At 41.9% G+C, this 18,974-nt stretch carries 15 protein-coding genes; 13 read left to right on the plus strand and 2 right to left on the minus strand.

Translation table 11 applies throughout. The features are described 5' to 3' along the window. Positions 1-99 precede the first annotated feature (99 nt). The 12 genes from AC0J2X_RS08615 (at position 100) to AC0J2X_RS08670 (ending at position 15,320) form a co-directional block, all read left to right on the plus strand. Complete coding sequence (locus tag AC0J2X_RS08615) at positions 100-1,524, plus strand: cryptochrome/photolyase family protein (RefSeq protein ID WP_239301210.1); 1,425 nt, start codon at positions 100-102, stop codon at positions 1,522-1,524. A gap of 3 nt (positions 1,525-1,527) precedes the next feature. Beyond that, positions 1,528-3,066, plus strand: a complete 1,539-nt coding sequence (locus AC0J2X_RS08620) for a cryptochrome/photolyase family protein (RefSeq protein WP_101564666.1) — start codon at positions 1,528-1,530, stop codon at positions 3,064-3,066. Beyond that, positions 3,053-3,205 carry a DUF2256 domain-containing protein gene (locus AC0J2X_RS08625; RefSeq protein ID WP_014949565.1) on the plus strand — a complete coding sequence of 51 codons (153 nt, stop codon included), beginning with the start codon at positions 3,053-3,055 and terminating at the stop codon, positions 3,203-3,205. The genes AC0J2X_RS08620 and AC0J2X_RS08625 overlap by 14 nt, the downstream gene beginning before the upstream one ends. A 163-nt stretch (positions 3,206-3,368) precedes the next feature. Beyond that, on the plus strand, positions 3,369-4,745 hold the full coding sequence (locus tag AC0J2X_RS08630) for an MATE family efflux transporter (RefSeq protein ID WP_101564667.1): 1,377 nt from the start codon (positions 3,369-3,371) through the stop codon (positions 4,743-4,745). An 80-nt stretch (positions 4,746-4,825) separates the two neighbouring features. Beyond that, positions 4,826-6,718, plus strand: coding sequence for an IucA/IucC family protein (locus AC0J2X_RS08635; RefSeq protein ID WP_472995940.1), 1,893 nt, complete (start codon positions 4,826-4,828; stop codon positions 6,716-6,718). After that, positions 6,708-8,522 (plus strand): IucA/IucC family protein, encoded by a 1,815-nt coding sequence (locus AC0J2X_RS08640; RefSeq protein ID WP_472995941.1) that lies wholly within the window; start codon positions 6,708-6,710, stop codon positions 8,520-8,522. Before AC0J2X_RS08635 ends, AC0J2X_RS08640 begins: the two co-directional genes overlap by 11 nt. Next, positions 8,515-9,822, plus strand: a complete 1,308-nt coding sequence (locus AC0J2X_RS08645; protein WP_472995942.1) for an AMP-binding protein — start codon at positions 8,515-8,517, stop codon at positions 9,820-9,822. The genes AC0J2X_RS08640 and AC0J2X_RS08645 overlap by 8 nt, the downstream gene beginning before the upstream one ends. 74 nt (positions 9,823-9,896) lie before the next feature. Continuing rightward, on the plus strand, positions 9,897-11,150 hold the full coding sequence (locus AC0J2X_RS08650; protein ID WP_472995943.1) for a DUF6005 family protein: 1,254 nt from the start codon (positions 9,897-9,899) through the stop codon (positions 11,148-11,150). After that, the gene (locus tag AC0J2X_RS08655) at positions 11,147-11,992 is read left to right on the plus strand and encodes a sugar phosphate isomerase/epimerase family protein (RefSeq protein ID WP_472995944.1); all 846 of its coding nucleotides are present in this window, start codon (positions 11,147-11,149) and stop codon (positions 11,990-11,992) included. Before AC0J2X_RS08650 ends, AC0J2X_RS08655 begins: the two co-directional genes overlap by 4 nt. Before the next feature lie 38 nt (positions 11,993-12,030). Beyond that, positions 12,031-12,366 (plus strand): hypothetical protein, encoded by a 336-nt coding sequence (locus tag AC0J2X_RS08660; protein WP_472995945.1) that lies wholly within the window; start codon positions 12,031-12,033, stop codon positions 12,364-12,366. 246 nt (positions 12,367-12,612) lie between these two features. Continuing rightward, positions 12,613-14,154, plus strand: a complete 1,542-nt coding sequence (locus AC0J2X_RS08665; protein WP_472995946.1) for a PepSY-associated TM helix domain-containing protein — start codon at positions 12,613-12,615, stop codon at positions 14,152-14,154. A gap of 44 nt (positions 14,155-14,198) precedes the next feature. Continuing rightward, positions 14,199-15,320: a heparan-alpha-glucosaminide N-acetyltransferase domain-containing protein gene (locus tag AC0J2X_RS08670; protein WP_423088301.1), complete on the plus strand. Its 1,122-nt coding sequence runs from the start codon at positions 14,199-14,201 to the stop codon at positions 15,318-15,320. A gap of 19 nt (positions 15,321-15,339) precedes the next feature. Here the strand turns inward: AC0J2X_RS08670 and AC0J2X_RS08675 are convergent, their stop codons facing one another. Beyond that, the gene (locus tag AC0J2X_RS08675; protein ID WP_472995948.1) at positions 15,340-16,713 is read right to left on the minus strand and encodes a histidine kinase sensor domain-containing protein; all 1,374 of its coding nucleotides are present in this window, start codon (positions 16,711-16,713) and stop codon (positions 15,340-15,342) included. Next, positions 16,710-17,399: a response regulator transcription factor gene (locus AC0J2X_RS08680; RefSeq protein WP_472995949.1), complete on the minus strand. Its 690-nt coding sequence runs from the start codon at positions 17,397-17,399 to the stop codon at positions 16,710-16,712. The genes AC0J2X_RS08675 and AC0J2X_RS08680 overlap by 4 nt, the downstream gene beginning before the upstream one ends. A 160-nt stretch (positions 17,400-17,559) precedes the next feature. Here AC0J2X_RS08680 and AC0J2X_RS08685 point away from each other — a divergent pair, with 160 nt between their 5' ends. Next, positions 17,560-18,864, plus strand: coding sequence for a DUF2254 domain-containing protein (locus AC0J2X_RS08685; protein WP_069944376.1), 1,305 nt, complete (start codon positions 17,560-17,562; stop codon positions 18,862-18,864). The last annotated feature ends 110 nt before the right edge of the window (positions 18,865-18,974 follow it).

Consider the following 18,974-nt stretch of genomic DNA (forward strand, 5'->3'; position numbering starts at 1 on the left):
TACTTTTTTACTATTTCTACGGATCCTGAATCCGAGTTTTATCGTAGTACATGCAATACGAATAATATTAAGATTTGGCGCAATGCCTGAGGAAAAAAAGTGACCGTTCCCGTTAGTATAATGTGGTTCAGACAAGACCTTCGTGTAAAAGACAATCCGGCCTTAAACGCTGCCTGTGATATGGGAAAAATAGTACCCATCTACATATATGATGACACTGCACCTAATGGCAGAGAGCCTGGGGGGGCAAGTAAATGGTGGCTGCATCATTCACTCTCGTCGCTCAATAAACGCTTGAACGGACATTTACAAATATTTAAGGGTGACCCACAGACACTTATTCCAAAGTTAATGAAGTCATTTAACGCTAAAGGTATCTTTTGGAATCGGTGCTATGAGCCATGGCAAATAAACCGCGATAAAACGATCAAGAAAACCTTAATCGAGCATGATTATGAAGCCCATAGCTGTAACGGCAGCTTACTATGGGAGCCAATGAAAGTATTGAAGAAAGACGGTACACCGTATCGCGTATTTACACCCTACTACAAGAAGGGCTGCCTGCAGGTTGAAGAGCCTCGTTATCCCAAAGCACCACCCGCACGTATTACTTATGCGGATGTCGACAACGACAGCGATGGATTAACATCGCTAGATTTACTCCCTTCCATCAACTGGGATGCAACCATTGAAAAAGAGTGGTCACCAGGCGAAGACGGCGCCGCTGATAGTTTAGCTGACTTTATTGAAAATTCAGCACGTAAATACAAAGACGGCAGAGACATACCGTCAGCCAATGGGACATCGCGTTTGTCGCCGCATTTACACTTTGGTGAAGTGTCTCCAAATCAAGTTTGGTACGCGATAAAAGACAAGTTTGGAAATAGTGAAGACAAAAGCATTGAAACCTACTTGAGTGAGTTAGGTTGGCGCGAGTTCAGCTATTATTTGCTGTTCCATTTTCCTACTTTGCCTAATAAGAACTTCAACGAAAAGTTCGATAAGTTTCCTTGGCGCACAGATGCGAAAGCGCTCAAAGCGTGGCAAAAGGGAAATACAGGCATTCCTATCGTAGACGCTGGCATGCGCGAACTGTGGCAAACGGGCTACATGCATAATCGAGTTCGCATGATTGTGGGCTCGTTTTTAGTGAAAAATCTATTACTCAGTTGGCATGAAGGCGAGCGATGGTTTTGGGATACATTGTTGGATGCCGACCTTGCGAGTAACAGTGCAAGTTGGCAATGGGTTGCGGGTTCTGGCGCTGATGCTGCGCCTTACTTCAGGATATTTAACCCAATACTACAGGGCGAAAAATTTGATAAAAAGGGCAACTATGTGCGTAAGTATTGCCCTGAATTGAAAAAGCTGTCAGACAAGTATATCCATAAGCCATGGGAAGCCCCTTCGGCGATATTGAAAGATGCAGGTATAGAACTTGGTAAGGAATACCCAAAACCTATTGTTGATTTAAAAGCATCGCGTCAACGCGCGCTAGACGCATTCCAAACATTAAAAGAGTAGGGTATGGCAGCACTCATTTTAGTTTTAGGCGATCAGCTTACCGAGACGTTGCCAGCGATTGCTAACGCAGTAAAAAGCAAAGACACAATTTTGATGGCGGAAGTACGTGAAGAAGCCACCTACGTTAAGCACCATAAGAAGAAGATAGCGTTTTTGTTTAGCGCAATGCGTCATTTTGCCAAAGCGTTGCGAGAAGACAATTTTAACGTTAACTATGTTCATTATAGCGACAAAAACAATCAGGGCGATTTGCTCGCTCAGGTTAAGCATGAACTTAACGGAAATGATTTTGACGAAGTAAAGGTGACTATGCCCGGAGAGTACCGCTTACTCAAAAGCATGGAGCAATGGGAAAACGTGCTTGGCATACCCGTTAGTATATGTGATGACAATCGCTTTTTATCGTCCCCACATGAATTTACGGACTGGGCTGAAGGCAAGAAACAACTTCGAATGGAGTTTTTTTACCGTGAGATGCGTCGCAAACACAACGTGCTCATGGAAGGAAAAAATCCCATTGGCGGTAAGTGGAATTACGATGCCCAGAATCGCGAAGCAATGCCTGAAACCCAGAGAGTACCGAAGCATTCTACGTTTGAGATTGATGACATTACTTCGAAAGTTATCGAGCTCGTAAAAAGCGAGTTTAGCGATCATTTTGGCGATATCAATAACTTCCACTTTGCGGTAACTCGAAAAGACGCACTCAGCGTATTGAATACTTTTATAGAAGAAAGATTACCTAACTTTGGTCAGTATCAAGACGCCATGGTGGAAGGCAAGCCTTGGCTTTACCATTCACATATCGCGTTTTATTTGAACTGCGGTTTATTGACGCCAAAAGAAGCCATTCATGCAGCCGAGCAAGCTTACCATGCAGGGCAAGTTCCACTGAATTCTGCTGAAGGGTTCATTCGCCAGATTCTGGGCTGGCGGGAGTATGTCAGAGGGTTCTACTGGCACTTTATGCCAAATCTAAAAACTGATAACTACTTCAATAACAGCCGCGCATTGCCCTCGTTCTTTTGGGACGCCCAGACGAATATGAACTGCATGCGCCAGTGTATTAAAGAAACGCAGCAGAACGCTTATGCCCACCACATACAAAGATTGATGGTTATTGGTAATTTTAGTCTTTTAACTGAACTTAGCCCTGAGGAAGTGCAGGCATGGTATCTGTTAGTGTATGCCGACGCATATGAATGGGTTGAACTTCCTAATGTTGCGGGCATGATTTTGTACAGCGATGGAGGTAACCTAGCAAGTAAGCCGTACGTCGCAAGCGGAAGCTACATCAACAAGATGAGCAATTACTGCAAAAATTGCGGATACCAAGTTTCTAAAAAGACCGGACCAAAAGCGTGCCCGTTTAACTACTTATACTGGCACTTTATTGACAAACACAAGGAAAAATTGAGCAACAATCACCGCATGGCCATGATCTATAAAACCTACGGGCGAATGAAAGAAGAAAATATCGAAACTATGAAGCAAGATGCCTCAACATTCCTGACTAAGCTAACGAAAAATGAAGAAGTCTGATTTACCCACCAAAATTTGTCCGGTTTGTCAGAGACCATTTACTTGGCGCAAAAAATGGGAAAAGAACTGGGAAAATGTACGTTATTGCTCAAAACGTTGCGCTTCATCAAAAAAATCAAAACATCAAGAGCCTTGCTGACACAAAGCGAAAGCGCAGGTAATGAATTCATACCGTGAAAAATATTAACCCTTACCAAGACGACAAAGTAACAATGCATTAACAAGTGTGACAAATGTAACCTTAATTGATTGCGCCACATAACAAACTTAGGATTGCATTATATTGATTTAGAGAAGTAGTAATGTCACTTTCTACAAAAGATGCAATCTTACACAACCCATTGCTCGGCACTTTTTTTAAGCAAGCTTTCTTATCGCTCATAGGGCTTGTTGCTTTAACGACTGCAAGTCTAGTCGATGGCATCTTTATAGGACAATATGTCGGTGCATCTGGGTTAGCCGCAGTTTCATTACTATTACCCTACATCACCTTTCTGGTCGCTCTCTCGTTAATGCTAGCCATTGGGGGAAGCGTATCGATTGGTACTTTTATGGGGAAGGGCGACACAAAATCTGCCAGTGCGCTATTTACACAAATAATCGTTGTTGCTGTAACGCTTAATATTATGTTGGCAGTGCTAAGCTTCGTTGCAGAGCCTTTTCTATTCTGGCTTCTACACATTCCGTCCGATGTCGTACCGTTGACTAGAGAGTATTTGTCAGTAATCCGATGGGTCTTCATTTTTCAATTTTCTACGATGGTGTTTTACTATCTTGTCCGTGCAGACGGTTACACCAAGCTTGCAACTATTGCATTAGCATTGGGTGCAGTGACAAATATTTTACTCGACGCATTATTAGTGGCGTACTTGGGATACGGTATTAAAGGCGCAGCTTATGCAACGGCTGCTGCTCAAATTGTGCAGCTCTCTGTACTACTTCTTTATTTTGGTGACAAAAATCGTGCAATAACCTTTTCGACGTTTAATAAGCCATGGCGTCGTGTATTCAGAGCCGTGAAAAATGGATTATCTGAGTTTACTAATGAAATTTCTGTGGGTGTTCTTTTTCTTGTAATTAACACTCTGCTCGTTATCAATTCTGGCAGCATTGGCGTTGCGGCATACAGTGTAGTTAACTACTTTATCTTTTTAAGTATTATGCTTAGTTTCGGTATAGCAGATGCGCTTCACCTGCTCGTCAGCTACAACCGCGGAGCGAGCCACACGTCACGTGTCAATGCTTTCCTGCTTATAGCGCTAACTACAGCATTCATAGCAGGGCTAATATTGACGGTTTGTTTACTGTGGTTTAATCATGTTTTTGTGGCGCTTTTTATCGAGCCTTCCCAACAACAAGCTACTAAATACGCGCACACCATCATTTTATATGTTTGGCCACTGTTTCTTGTAAATGGCTGTAACGTACTGCTCAGTGTATTTTTGACTGCAATTGAAAAACCATTACATTCCGCTGTCATAGCGTTAGGTAGAAGCATTTTATTCCCTGTTAGTTTCCTAGTATTGCTATTTCACTTCACGCCATCACCCCTGGCTAATGAAGGCAACGACATCAACATTTCTTTCCTCGTTGCGCTGCCTGCGGCTGAATGGGTGACCTTTTTACTCGCAGTGGTTTTGGTTTATAAACATTACTACCTAAAAAATACCCACATGTAACAAATGTAAAATTCATTGCTAATGAGAACCATTCTCACTAGATTGACCCGGTAATTTGCTCATCTTAAAAGGGTCTGTACATGACTTCAGTAGCTAAGAAACAAGCTAATATCGCGTCGTTTCAAGCGTTTTTTAATGCTTATATTAAAGAAATCGATTCCGGTGTTTGGCACACAAAAGAAGACTGGGTAATTCGGACAGGAATACAGTTACAACCAAACGACAACTATGCCGTAGAGCTATATTTAACCTCTACTAATACTCGACTTTCAATATCAGCATCCTACCGCTCTACAGTAGGTCGTCATGCATTCACAGCAGTTTTCAAGCAACTCCCCAATAGTTTTCAATGGGAAGAAGTATCATTAATGAACGCTATTTTGTTGCTTATTGACGAAATATACAGTGGTAGCAAAGAGAGCCATGAACCAAATGATGCAGTCGACGAGCAGAGTTTAGAGCTTTACGCCAGAACAATCGAAAGCCATCAGATTATGGCGCTTTACTTAGAAAACCGTGCTGGCGATCCCGATCTCGCAAGTAATAAGTTTATTGATTCTGAACAAGCTATACTTTTTGGTCATTGGTTACACCCCACGCCAAAGTCAAGACAGGGCATGCACCGATGGCAGCATGAACTTTTTACCCCGGAGCTAAAAGGCCAATTTAGACTGCATTATTTTGCTGCCAAGCAGGATATCACTCTTTCTAATAGTGCTGAGTCAATTTCAGCCTTTGAGATACTAGAAGAAATTGTTTTAAGCGATGGCAAAGATTCTACAAAAACACTTATCGAAAAACTTCGAAAAGACAATTTAAAGCTGCTGGCTCTGCATCCGCTTCAAGCGGATTGGTTGTGCGCTAAGCCTCACATTCAGGATCTGATCAACAAAGGTGAGTTGATTCAATTGGGCGAATTAGGGCCTCTATTTACACCTACGTCTTCCGTCAGAACGTTGTATAACGCCGAGCTTAATTACATGGTTAAGCTATCGATACCAGTAAAAGTAACGAATTCGTTGCGAAAGAACATGCACCATGAGTTAGAGGCCGGAGTAACACTTTGTCGACTGCTTCAACGATGCGGCTTTTCAAGGCTTTATCCTAAATTCAAGTTCATCGACGACCCGGCTTATATTTCATTGAACGCTGGCGCCTCAAAAGAAAGTGGGTTTGAGTTGATACTCAGAAAAAACCCATTTAACTCAAAAAATGAAATCACAGGGCTTGGCGGAACGCAATCTATAGCCGCCTTGGTACAAGAGCCACTTGTACCAGGAACTTACTCGCGACTTGCCAAAATAATCCATATGTTAGCCCAGAAAGAAGGCGAGGAATGTGCTGATGTCGCGCTAACTTGGTTTGATAATTACCTAGACTGTGCAATTGAGCCAGCAATCAGACTTTTTGACCAGTGTGGTATAGCGTTAGAGGCGCACCAGCAAAATTCACTTCTGGATTTAAGCGAAGGTTACCCAACTGCTTACTATTATCGTGATAACCAAGGGTTTTATTTGTCAAAAGAAAGACAGCAAATTCTTGAGACTATGGAACCGCGACTCGCTCAGTGCGATGACCTGTTCTACGGTGAACAAATGATAATTAATCGCTTCACATACTACTTATTCTTTAATCAATTATTCGCTGTCATCAACCGCCTAGGTGCCGATCAACTTGTTCAAGAAGGTACGCTGCTTCAAAAAGTGTACACCAGGCTAAATTCCATTCTTCCCACTTTAGGTTCGTTGGGCACAGCATTCGTCACATCGGTATTGGAGCGAGAAAAACTGCCTTTCAAGGCCAATCTTCTGACTCGCGTTGAAGACGTGGATGAGTTAGAAGCCGAAGACGAGCTAGCTGTCTATGTCTGGGTAACCAACCCGTTTAAAAGCGTTGCGGTTCGAAGTGACACGCCATCGCTCGTTTGTAAACAAGCGAGTGAATTAGAAGAGGTGATTGCTGATGCTTGCTAGTTGCACTTTAGACACTACCGAAGAGCATCTCAGCGTGCCTACAGGAACAAGGGGAAAAGTATCGTGTAAAAACGAGAAACGCGTTGTCCGACAATTAATTGAAGCGCTTATATTCGAAGGCTTAATTGATTTCTGTTTTGAAGATGGACTTTTCACATTTCAAGTGGGCGACAATTTTGTAACAGCTAATGGTAAACAGACGCTTTTCAGTCGGGTTCGTCTAGATGCCAATTCTATTAAGATAAACGGTGACCCTCTTACGTTATCTGACGCAGCAAAAGTTATCCATACGCTTCCTTGCAGTAAAGAAAGACAAAATAAGCTAATCGAAGAGTTAAAACATACACTGTTACTTTGCCGCTGGAATCAACAAAACCTGCTACAACTCTCAAGTAGACGAGCACTGAGCTATATTCGCTTAGAGTCTGCTTTAATTGAGGGCCACCCGTACCATCCATGCTTTAAATCAAGAAGTGGCTTTAGCATTGAAGACCACGAAAAATATGGGCCTGAAGCAAGCAATACGTTTAAGCTTCATTGGCTTGCAGTAAAGCGTGAATACTTGTCCGTAAATTTCAACGGTGAAGTTGAGCAAAGTTTTTGGAAAAGAGAGCTAGGCCAATCTACCTATAAAAATCTGTCTGACAGCTTACGTAAACACGGCGGGGATAACCTACGTTACTGTTTTTTACCGGTTCATCCGTGGCAATATAACAAGCTAAAGCCTTCTCTTGAAAAACCGTTATCAAACGGTGACGTTTATTCTCTGGGCTTAGCTGGAGACGATTATCAAGCCAGTATTTCATTAAGAACCTTGCTCAATACAAGTAACGTTAACAAAGCGAGCGTCAAACTGCCGCTCAATATCGTCAACACGTCCTCTTTGCGCACTATTGAACCTCATTCAGTTTGTACTGCGCCACATATTTCAAATTGGTTGACTAACCTAATAGCCGAAGATGAATGGCTACAAAGCCGTGATGCGCTATCTATACAAAGTGAATACGCGGGCATTGCGCTAAAGCAATCAGCGGATAGTGGAGAAAATGGCAGTTGGGCTGATGATTTATCCCCAAGCCTTAGTGTTATCTTTCGCGATGCCAGTGTGCTGAACGAACCGAATTATCAAACTGTACCATTCGCCGTACTTGCAAGTACTGAAGTTGACGGAAAGCCTTTCGTGGCGCACTGGATTGAGAAACATGGAGTAGAAAAATGGCTAGAAGCGCTTTTTAACACGGTTGTTCTTCCCGTCTGGCATTTATTGATTCATCACGGTATAGCCATTGAGGCACATGCTCAGAATACGTCCGTTGTACTGAAAGATGGATTACCTGTGAAAGTCATTCTGCGGGACTTTCACGAAAGTTTAGAGTTCGTGCCTGACTTTCTTGCGAACAAAAGTAACGTACCAGAATTCGATAAGATTAATCCAGAGTATGTTAACGCACCTGCCAATCTTTACTACTGGATGGAAGACGTCGAAGCCTTGCGAGAGCTATTTGTCGATACCGTGTTCGTCTATAACTTGACCGAGCTGTCGTTTCTTTTCTCTGAGCAGAACTATTGTGATGAGAACACTTTTTGGTCAAAGGTATGTAGTGTCTTACGTTCCTACAACGATAGTGATGTGACGCCACATAGCCGAATTAACCGTCTCAATATATTTGAAACACAGGTTATTACTGAGTCGCTTTTGAAGAAAAAACTCTACGCAAGCAATGCGCATGAAGAGTTCCACCATACCATTACAAACCCTTTAGCAAAATTTGCCAAAGATACCTGCGGAGAATCGTATGCTTAGTATTGACGATAATGTCCTCTCAGCCCAAGACATCAGCTCGAAATTTAAAATATTTTCAAACGCCCCCTATCTGAGCTCAAAAAAGGGTAGTGTGGCTGTGTGCATAGAAAGCGTCAGCGACTGGCTTTCACTGTGTTTTTACGCGAAGGAAGCGGGCCTTACCGTGATGCCAATTAATGCCAGTACGCCAGAAAAACTAGCGAAAAAATACGCGGAAAATGCCGGTTGCTATGCCCTCATTTACCAAACTCTAAACAATGTAATTATATTCCCTAAAAACGAAAAGCCTGATAATACTCCAGGATTAATTCAAATGAGCTCTGGAACCACTGGTGCACCAAAGAGCATAAAACGGTCTTGGCGTAGTATCGATCAAGAGGTGTCTGCTTATGTTGCACATTTCAGTGCACCCAATTCAATGACTCCGGTGATTGCTTGCCCTGTTACTCATTCTTACGGGCTCATTTGCGGTATATTCGTTGGCCTTGCCAGAGGCAAGCACCCCAGAATCTTTACCAGTATAAATCCTAAACATTTGCTAAAAGCATTGCTCAAACTTGAGCAACCATTGCTGTATTCGTCACCGTTAATGATAGATACCGTATGTATGCTATGGCCCAAGACAAGCAAACTTCACGCGGTAATGACCTCTGGCACACTCATGTCAGGACCTGTCTTTGAGCGAGCCAAATCAAAAGTGGAACATTTTTATCAACAGTATGGATGTTCTGAGGCCGGGTGCGTTGCAATAAGTAAAACCTTTGAAAGCACAAATGTAATAGGCGAAGTCCTTCCTCACCTTAATGTTAAAGCAGGCAGCAGCCAAAGCGCTCCCAGTGAAATAGTTATCAAAATCAAACAACCGCTTGATGGACAATCGGCCGAAATTTATACCAATGATCTCGGTTATTTTGAAGACAAAGATGGTGTGCACCAACTGTGCTTCGTTGCCCGCCAAGACGATACCATTATTGTATCGGGGCTTAATGTGTACCCCAAAGACGTGGAAGACGTTGTGCTTAGTCACCCTGACATTGACGATGCCGTTTTATTTAAAGTACAGGACAGAAGTACAGGCTATCGAGCTTATCTTCAATTTTGCGCGCCACATCGTTATTCGAATGAAGATAAGGCCGCGTTGCGAAGTTGGTGCCACAAGCAACTAGCCACATATCAGGTGCCGTTCGATTTCATACAGGTTGATGCGATCAAGCGCTTACCCAATGGCAAAGTAAATCGCAACGAAATTGCAAAGAATTTCCAGTTAGAAGCAGAAACAACAACAGCAGCTACAGCCTAGAGTGCGTTATGAATTCAGAGTCCTTAATAAACACAATTGAACACGTGCTGGCACATGACATGGATTGCAAGCACATGCAAAAATTTTCTCCACGAGCTCGTTTAAACGAAGATCTCTATATTGATTCAGTGTTGCTTATGCAGTTGCTTATCCATTTAGAGTTGAATCACGATATTGAAATACCAGAAAGTGCAATATCTCAGGAGGATGTTAATACTGTCGAGAACCTTGCTCACTTCATTTTATCTTATCAGCAAACCAACAACATTGAGGTAAGTGATAGTGTAGATGAAGTGCCGTTCGAAGACATTAAAGTCCACTGTTTTGTAAGCTGTTTGTGTGAATGTATAAAAGCATCCCCCAAAGTCGATCATCGTCCTTTTTATTTCGGTGTGTGGGACGCGGAGGTAGTCGTCAATGAAGACCACATGCTTGCCTATCACGACGAATCTATTAGCCACGACTTTTTTATTCAATGGTATAAGGAAATTTATGGCGTAGAGGTTATCTCTTGGTATAACAATGAACAGACGAAAGCTCAGAACATTGCCAATTTGGAAAGGTTGCTCAATGACGCAACGCCTTCCCAGAACATCATGGTAATGCTAGATATGTACTTATTACCTGAGCGAGAAAATAAGTTTAACCAGAATCCTTTCCCTCACTATGTAATGCTAAAGAAGACGGAGGATACGGAACGGTGGCTTATGTTGGACCCAGACTTCAGGTGGGAAGGAGAGGTTAAGCGTAAGGATGTTCTCAACGCTATTTCATCACCACATGTTGCGGGGGGCTACGTATTTGATAGTAATGATATAACGCATTCTTCTCTGCAAGCTATTTCCAGTTATTTCGATGCTACATTTTTCCCTGAACACAACGTGTTAACGGATGCAATCCGGAAAGTCATTGTAGCTCATCAACAAAAACCTGCTGATAGAGCATTGCTGGGTAATGCCCTTAAGCAAATCCCCGTTCTTGCAATTAGGAAATACGCCTATGAACATGGCTTTGCTTTTTTCTGGAGAGATATTGGATTTCCAGAAGTAACATTCGAGCTCTGGTGTGATGAAATAGAAAAGCTGGTTTCTACATACAAAGCAATACAATACCGAGCGATCAAGCTCTCTGAATTAGCTAAAGAGAATCAAGACACATTGCCGTTGTTTGATGAACTTTTCACATTACTCAATGAGCAAGATACCACGGAAAGAAAAATTAAATGTAAGCTTCAAACTGTGTACCAAGACTGGCTAGTTTTTCACAACCTTCAAGATAAAAAAGCTAACAATACCGTGGGCGTAGAAAACTTGGAGGCCGCCGTATGAATCTTTCAGTATGCACTATCACTTTTAGGCACCAACTTATCTCAATCGCTGAAATTGCAAAATGGTCTGTGGCAAATGGTTTTCAGGGGATCGAATTATGGGGTGCACATGCTACGAATTTAGAAGACCAACCCGAGTATGGGAAAGAGTGGCTCTCAAGCTACGCGTTGAAAACATCCATGCTAAGCGATTATTTGCCACTTTTTGAAGGGAACGACGCTTTGTATTTTAAGGTTCATCGCCTTTGTCGTTTGGCTAAACACTGGGGGGCAACCAAGATTCGCACATTTGCTGGCAACGAAGGCAGCGCAGCCATACCTGAAGACCGAAAAACCTTGCTTTTCGAGCGGTTACAACTTGTTTGTGATTGGCTTAGCGACTATGGGCTTAACTTAGTTATCGAAACACACCCTAACACTTACGCTGACTCGGTGGGTTCTACCATCGAATTGTTTGAAAAAGTTAACAAAGACAATTTGCAACTAAATTACGATGTGTTGCATGTATGGGAATCTGGCGCTGACATTATTTCCTCTTGTGAACGACTCGCTCCATATATAAATCATTTTCACTTTAAAAACATAAGTAGCAGTAAACACTTAAGTGTGTTTGCTCCAGACAATGTGTATGCCGCAGCAGGCTCGCGAGAAGGTATGGTTCCCATTTTCGACGGTGCGGTAGATTATCAAGGGTTTATTGAATATCTGTACTCGAAACCATCTCTGCGAAATATTGACTCTTCACTCGAGTGGTTTGGGAACAATTGCAAGAATATCCTCAGTCAGGACAGATATAAATTACAGAAAATGAGCCAGGCCGCGACGACAGCTCAAGCCATTTAAGTATAACTGCAAAAATATATACAAAAGGACTTGTCGATATGTTTTCGATTTCAAATGTTCTCGCTTTACAAGCCATTTTCTGGGGATGTACAGCGCTTTATTTTTCGTCTGATCACCAAAGAACGTTCGCACCATCAATGCCAAAGGCTTTAGGCAACACGCTTTTTGTTGCCACTATCGTGCTGGCGGCCTTTCTTCTAGGAATGCAATACAACGCTTGGGCAATGATCTTTTCTACGATTACCTTGATTATTTTTAATTTAGCGCTAGTGACTTTTACAGGTGCACACGAAAATCGTCCCTTAAGGCTACTTACATATGGAACAGGCGTTAACGTTGTACTAGCGCTCATAGGAGGGGTTTATGTGGCGTAAAACCTATCTTTCCTTTCTAATTGGATTACTACTTAGCACAAGCATCGTTTTGAATCTTAACCATTTTTTACCATTCGATGTAGATGTCAAATTGCTGGTGGGTTACATACTTGGTTTTTTGATTTGGGCGGGGTTAATGAGTTACTTTTTCTGTTTCGAAAAGACTAAAAAGCCAGCGCTTCAATGCCTTTCCGTTTTGACTTTTTCACTTGTGCTTAATGTACTAATTAAATTAGGAGTAGTTGCATGAAAGCCAGCGTGATTCGTTCAGCCTTGGAAGGTCACGGATGGATAGGGCTATTTATTTCCATTCCGCTATTCATCGTTTTTTGGGCAGGCTCTCTTACTTTGTTTTACCCGGAAATCAAAGCATGGTCTGTTCTACCTCATACAGAATATCGTTCAGTCTCGGACCAGCTACCACTTAACAACATATTGGACACAGTGTTTTCAGAATATGATGTGAATATGCAACAAAGAATGTTTGTAGTCCTTCCAACTGAAACAATGCCTCTATACGAGCTTCATCTTCCAGTAAATGAACCCCCGTCGGCTAAAAATGCACTGACTTCAATTTATGTTGATCCGGTTAATGGAGAAACGGTAGCGTCTATAGACAGTTTTCACTTAGCTGATTTTCTCTATGGCCTCCATATTGACCTGAATTTGCCTCTGGGTGACCACATTGTCGGTATTGTGACCCTGTTTTTTACCGTTGTCATTTTCACTGGGCTAGTCGTTCAGTTCAAAAAACTGATCACGCACTTTTTCTACTATCGAGGTGGCAAGACTACACTTCGATATCAACTTACAGACATGCATAACGTAGTAGGGGTCATGAGCTTACCCTATACATTCATGTACGCGCTTACCGGTCTAATGTTTAATTTAGGTTTGATTTCTCAGATTGTGACACTCTTGTTTATCTACGATGGAGACAGGACTGCGCTGCTAAACGATACAGGGTTTCCAAGAGTAACCGAATCTTACACTGGCATTGAAAGAGAAATGCCAGACCTAAATACCCTTATAACTTCGTGGGAAGAGAAAGAGAATGCAAAAGCTTCCTCCCTCAGGCTTACAAACTATGGTGATGAAAACGCGCTAATTCGTATTATTGGGCAAAATAGATCGAACTTTTCGCAACGGATAGATATGACTTACCGTGTGCGTGAAAATGAATTTTCAGCAGATTTAAATCCCGCTGAAAGAAATGCCTTCGCCGATGGGACACGTTTTCTGTACGCACTGCATTTTGGGCACTTCGCAGGCGTCGATATAAGAATTGTTTTCTTCGTACTCGGACTGGGTGTATGCGGCTTAATTGTTGTTGGCAATATGTTGTGGCTTACTAAGTTTCAAAATAATCGCAGTATTTCTAGTCGCTTTAAACACAGCATATTTGCACTTACATTAGGTGGATGTGCTGGCATCGTGCCGGCGACAGCGTTTGCGTTTTTACTCGAGAGAGTGCTTGGTACAGATTTAAATAACAGGTCGTTTATTGTTGAAACTGCTTTCTTTGCGGTCTATGCCATATCGATCATAGGCGCGTTTTTCACTAAGCATGTACATTTAGCGATAAGCCGAACAGCACTGGCAAGCGGTCTCATTCTTGCGCTTTTATCCCTTATTGAGGCACTTGGCCATAACCAAGCAATAATCCAATTTCTAAATAATGGCTACACCGGGCCTTTTTCAATTTCCTTCGTCTCTTTTGCTTTTGCCTGCCTGTTATTTTGGTTGGGTATAAAGTTTTCTGAGAAAGATGAAAAGAGCAAAGAATAGCAACATCAAACATTTAAAAGACAAAATAAAAACAAGTGAAAACTATGAAACTATTTTATGTACCTAGTCACTTTGGCACGCCAAGTATTAACAGGCAGAAAACTTTTGACGTAGCAAAAGGTGTTGCTGTTTTACTCATGGTTATGATCCATGTATTAGACTTTTATGGCTTACCTGAAGTGCGGTTTAGTGCATTTGGAGCCACGGTAAAATTCGCATTGGGTTGGCCAGCAGCATCAATGTTCGTCTTTATCATGGGGATTTTTGTTGGCCTATCTCCATCATCGACACTGAAAGCGGATATCAAACGAGCAATATCTCTGTTTGTATTAGGTTACGCACTAAATTTTGTTCGCGGAACCATTCCCATGTGGCTTTCGATTAAAATTGGGCTCGTCACGTACCAAGATGTTGCTCCACACACTCCGCTGAGTGAATTTTTAATTGGTGATGTCTTTCAATTCGCAGGTATAGCGCTACTCCTTTGTACAGGATTGAAACATGCAACCAATAAAATCTCTATTTGGATCGGCACGGCTATTGCCATTGCGTTTTTATCACACAGCGTTTGGGATAGGTACACGTCATTACCTATACTCAATGAATTTTTGAAGCTTTTTGTAGGAAACGAAGAAGCGGGAGTTATGTTTCCTATTTTTCCTTGGGCGGCATACCCAATTGCTGGTATGGCATTTGGTCGCTTCTTAAAGCAACAAAATAAAGGCACGTTAAACTTTGTTTGGTGCCTTAAATTAGGCGTAGTTTGTGTAATCCTCGGTACAGGACTCACGCTCACTAACCCTGCATATCACATTGTAACAAACCTAAGAAGCGGTCCTGGTATTGTTCTTTTAATGACAGGTATCGTGATGCTTTTTATTTACACCACTCACATACTCGTTGAACGCTTTAAGCAAAACTATGTGGTTACGCTATTTGCTTTCTGGGGTAAAAACGTCACTGCACTATATGTTTTACAATGGATATTAATTGGATGGGGGTTAATGCTCGTTGGGCTGCAACAGCTTACAATGACATATACTTTGGTAGCCATGATAGTTGTTTTAACGGCCTGTCACTATCTAGTATTACCTTGGCATGAATATAAGGCTAAGAGTAGTAAAGCGTCAAAGCCCCATGTTTCTGCTGTTCCTTTGAAGCCTTGAATATAACGTTTGTATAACGCTACCTTTTCGGTAGCGTTATATCAATTTGCAAACCTCCAACGCCTGCTGAGTCAGCTATCAAGTGGTTAAACGCTTTGATTTTTCCTCCAACAGCGGTTATTTGCCGCTGCGCTAGTGCCAGTCCTAAACCAAACCCGCCGCGTTTTTGCCCAACAACATGAAGGCCATGAGACTTATCTACTCTAAAAAAAGGCTTAAAAATATCGCTAAGCATGCTTTCTGGAACACCATTTCCAAAGTCCAGGACGGAAAGCATATAGACATCTGCATTTTGCTTTAGCGTTACAACAACACCGCTATGCTCTGGCGTATATTTAAGCGCATTCCGGATAATGTTCTCTATCGCTTGGCCGAGGGCTTGTTGACTACTCTTATCAATTACCGCGTTGTTAGGTAATTCGACATTTAGTCTTGTTTCGGAATACTCAAAAGCTGCATCGTCGCAAATAACCTGAATCAATTCAGCAAGGTCAAAAGTCTCGGTGTTAAGTACAGGCGATTCATTGTTAAGCCAAGCAAGTGTCAACGTGTCTTCGACTAATGCCCTCATATTGTTGGATTCATATCGAAGCCGAGTTAACGTATCACTGTTATTGATACCATTTTCAATAGTATCGATGGCCATATCCATACGCGTTAGCGGAGTTCTTAATTCATGAGACAGATCGGATAAAAGTTCTCTCTGGTTGTAAATTAATTTTCCAATTCGTGTGGCCATGCCGTCAAATGTTACGGATAAGTTGAAGAGCTCATCGCTTCTATTGCTAAATGATTTACTAACGCGCACATCAAACTGCCCTTGACTGAAAGCTTTCGTGGCATGCTCTAACTTTCTTAATGGCACCATTACGTGCCTGTAGAGCACTAGACTCACTACACACAGAACGACAAAAGGCAGTGCGACCTTGAGCAAAATATCCACAAAGTTGAGATAAACACCCGGTCTCATTCGCTGGGGTAATTGGATTAATAGATGTGATTTCTCATCTAAGAAAGGAACCTCCATGATAGGGTTATATTCAAAGTAGAGGTGAATTTTCCATTCCACACTGCGGCCTATTCTAAATTCATCAATGTACTTTTGAGGAATGACGCTTCCCGCAATAGGTTGAATGTTTGACTTTACTACTGCTGCCCATGTTTTTTCTTTATCTTGAAATTCATGAAGCCAGTTCGATAAACCCAATTCACCTTCTTTTCGGTAAATTAAATCAGCCTCTTTGCCATATTCAACGAGTTCACGCTGATGCTCTACTGATAGGTGACTCATTGTTGTTTCTGTATGTGCTGACAACCAATCAATAACCCAAATAAGAATAACCGTCCCTAAAGCTATAGTGACCAAAAGCTTTCTCAATAACACTTTTTTCATGAGAATGAGTAGCCTTTGCCGTGCTGGGTTGCTAGACGAGTAGGGGACATTCCAGCTTCGATAAGTTTCTTTCGCACTCGGGACATGTGCATATCTAAGCTTCGGTCGTACCGGCTGAAACTTCTTTCCAGAACAGTTTGATAAAGTAATGGTTTGCTTAAAACCTCATTCTGATTTTCAAGCAGAACCCACAGAAGCTTAAACTGAGTCGACGTTAAATCTAGTGCTTTGCCAGCAAAATTGGCCTTCAGGTTTCTTCGGTCAAGTGTTATTTCGTCAACGACGATCGAGTTTCTCGTTACTTCATTTGATTTTATATTTAGAGAGCGACGCAATAATGCTTCAATACGAAGCATCATTTCCACAAAACTAAACGGCTTTGGCATGTAGTCATCTGCACCGTTACTATAGCCTTTTATACGCTCTTGTTCGGCACCACATGCAGTAACCATGATGACAGGAGTTTGTTTCCGTTTGCGAAGTTGGCTTAACAGCGAGAAACCATTTAGGTTAGGAAGCAATACATCTAAAAGAATAAGGTCGAACCTTTCACGAAGTGCAGTCACCAGACCTTGATTACCGTCGTGGCATTGATGTACGTCGAAGCCTCGGTCTTTTAGCAAGGCAGCGATTTGTTTATTAAGAGTAATATCATCTTCAATGATAAGAATTTTTGTAGCGTCCATATTGATAACCTTAAAACTGTTTTAACCAATTTTAATGATATTGATTATCATTATCAATGAGGTTTTATGCTAAGGCGGATCCTGCTAATTGAGTTGGGACAAATCAGAAAACACCTAACTGCCGTATTAAGTGAAATAAAGTTAATAAAAAGAGAAGAATGTGGAAGCACCGATTACCGTAGATAGACTGCGTTTCCTTTTATACAGTGTAAAAGAAAAGCTTTGGGTAAAACCTCTTGGCTTTTGTTTGCTCTCAATATTTGCTGTATTCGTCGCTAAAGTAGCAGACGGGACTTCATTGGCTGAGCATATTCCTGAAATAAAACCCGAATCAGTTGAAACACTGCTTTCAATTATGGCATCTAGCATGATGGTGATCGCCACGTTTTCTGCAGGTACCATGGTTAATGCTTATGCTTCGGCCAGTCAGTCGTCAACGCCGCGTTCTCTAAGCCTTATAATATCCGATGATGTATCACAAAATGCTCTGTCAGTTTTCATAGGCGCATTTATCTATAGTGCTGTAGCGCTTACTGCAATGACTCAAGCTTTTTTCGATGAAGCCGGGCTTTTCATTTTATTTTGTCTAACCTGTCTGGCTTTTTCGATAGTTATTTTAACTTTTATCCGGTGGGTAGACAGCGTTGCACGATTAGGGCGCGTGGGGTCAACGTTATTAAAAGTGGAGCACGCCACGACACGCGCAATTAAAAATAGAATAGATATGCCGTGCTTAGGCGCAGTACCGCAAGAGCAAATAAAAGAGCAGGGGACGCATGCCATTTATACTAAACAAGTGGGCTATATTCAGCTTATAGACATTGCCAAGCTGCAACACTGGGCTAATAAAAACGACGGTTTTATCAATGTTGCCATGTTACCCGGTGAGTTTGTTTCACCAGAGCGTGCCATAGCATATTCAAATAAAAAGGTAGTATCAGATGAAATTGTTGACGCATTTACTATAGGTGAAGCCAGATCCTTTGAGGCTGATCCTCGCTTTGGCTTTATCGTACTAGCCGAAATTGCATCTCGTGCATTATCGCCATCGGTTAATGACCATGGTACTGCAATAAATACCATTAGCAGCATTACACGCCTTATGTTGTTGTGGCACAAGCCCAAATCCGAAACTGAAACCGAAAACTCACAAAACGATAGCGCTCAGCATGAGGAGTTTAAATATGACCGCATTTCATTGCCTGCGTTAAATGTGAATGATCTATTTGACGATGCTTACACCAGCATTGCCCGTGATGGTGCTGCTAACATTGAAGTTGCTATCCGAATACAAAAGTCACTAAAAACAATTAAAGCGTGCTTTAAAGATGGAGGTACAAGCATAGAAAGAGATTTTGTTGAGGCGGCGTCTAAGTTAGCGAAGCAAAGTTACGAACGTGCAAAGTTGGCATTGGATTACGAAGACGATATTAAGCGAATTGAGCGCGTTTATAATGATAACTAAACGTGTAAGTTATTACTGCCAAAATCACTGCTAAGAATGCTGCTAAAAATGCTTAAAGTAAACAGCTAGCCAGTCTATATAATCTCTGCATACCACAAACCATGTAATCT

Source organism: Alteromonas sp. R7 (assembly GCF_055755235.1).

Coding starts and splice junctions, on each gene's coding strand:
- AC0J2X_RS08680 (WP_472995949.1), bottom strand. CDS start 17,399: ATGGACGCTACAAAAATTCTTATCATTGAAGATGATATTACTCTTAAT.
- AC0J2X_RS08675 (WP_472995948.1), bottom strand. CDS start 16,713: ATGAAAAAAGTGTTATTGAGAAAGCTTTTGGTCACTATAGCTTTAGGG.
- AC0J2X_RS08625 (WP_014949565.1), top strand. CDS start 3,053: ATGAAGAAGTCTGATTTACCCACCAAAATTTGTCCGGTTTGTCAGAGA.
- AC0J2X_RS08620 (WP_101564666.1), top strand. CDS start 1,528: ATGGCAGCACTCATTTTAGTTTTAGGCGATCAGCTTACCGAGACGTTG.
- AC0J2X_RS08645 (WP_472995942.1), top strand. CDS start 8,515: ATGCTTAGTATTGACGATAATGTCCTCTCAGCCCAAGACATCAGCTCG.
- AC0J2X_RS08670 (WP_423088301.1), top strand. CDS start 14,199: ATGAAACTATTTTATGTACCTAGTCACTTTGGCACGCCAAGTATTAAC.
- AC0J2X_RS08665 (WP_472995946.1), top strand. CDS start 12,613: ATGAAAGCCAGCGTGATTCGTTCAGCCTTGGAAGGTCACGGATGGATA.
- AC0J2X_RS08650 (WP_472995943.1), top strand. CDS start 9,897: ATGCAAAAATTTTCTCCACGAGCTCGTTTAAACGAAGATCTCTATATT.
- AC0J2X_RS08635 (WP_472995940.1), top strand. CDS start 4,826: ATGACTTCAGTAGCTAAGAAACAAGCTAATATCGCGTCGTTTCAAGCG.
- AC0J2X_RS08655 (WP_472995944.1), top strand. CDS start 11,147: ATGAATCTTTCAGTATGCACTATCACTTTTAGGCACCAACTTATCTCA.
- AC0J2X_RS08640 (WP_472995941.1), top strand. CDS start 6,708: ATGCTTGCTAGTTGCACTTTAGACACTACCGAAGAGCATCTCAGCGTG.
- AC0J2X_RS08660 (WP_472995945.1), top strand. CDS start 12,031: ATGTTTTCGATTTCAAATGTTCTCGCTTTACAAGCCATTTTCTGGGGA.
- AC0J2X_RS08630 (WP_101564667.1), top strand. CDS start 3,369: ATGTCACTTTCTACAAAAGATGCAATCTTACACAACCCATTGCTCGGC.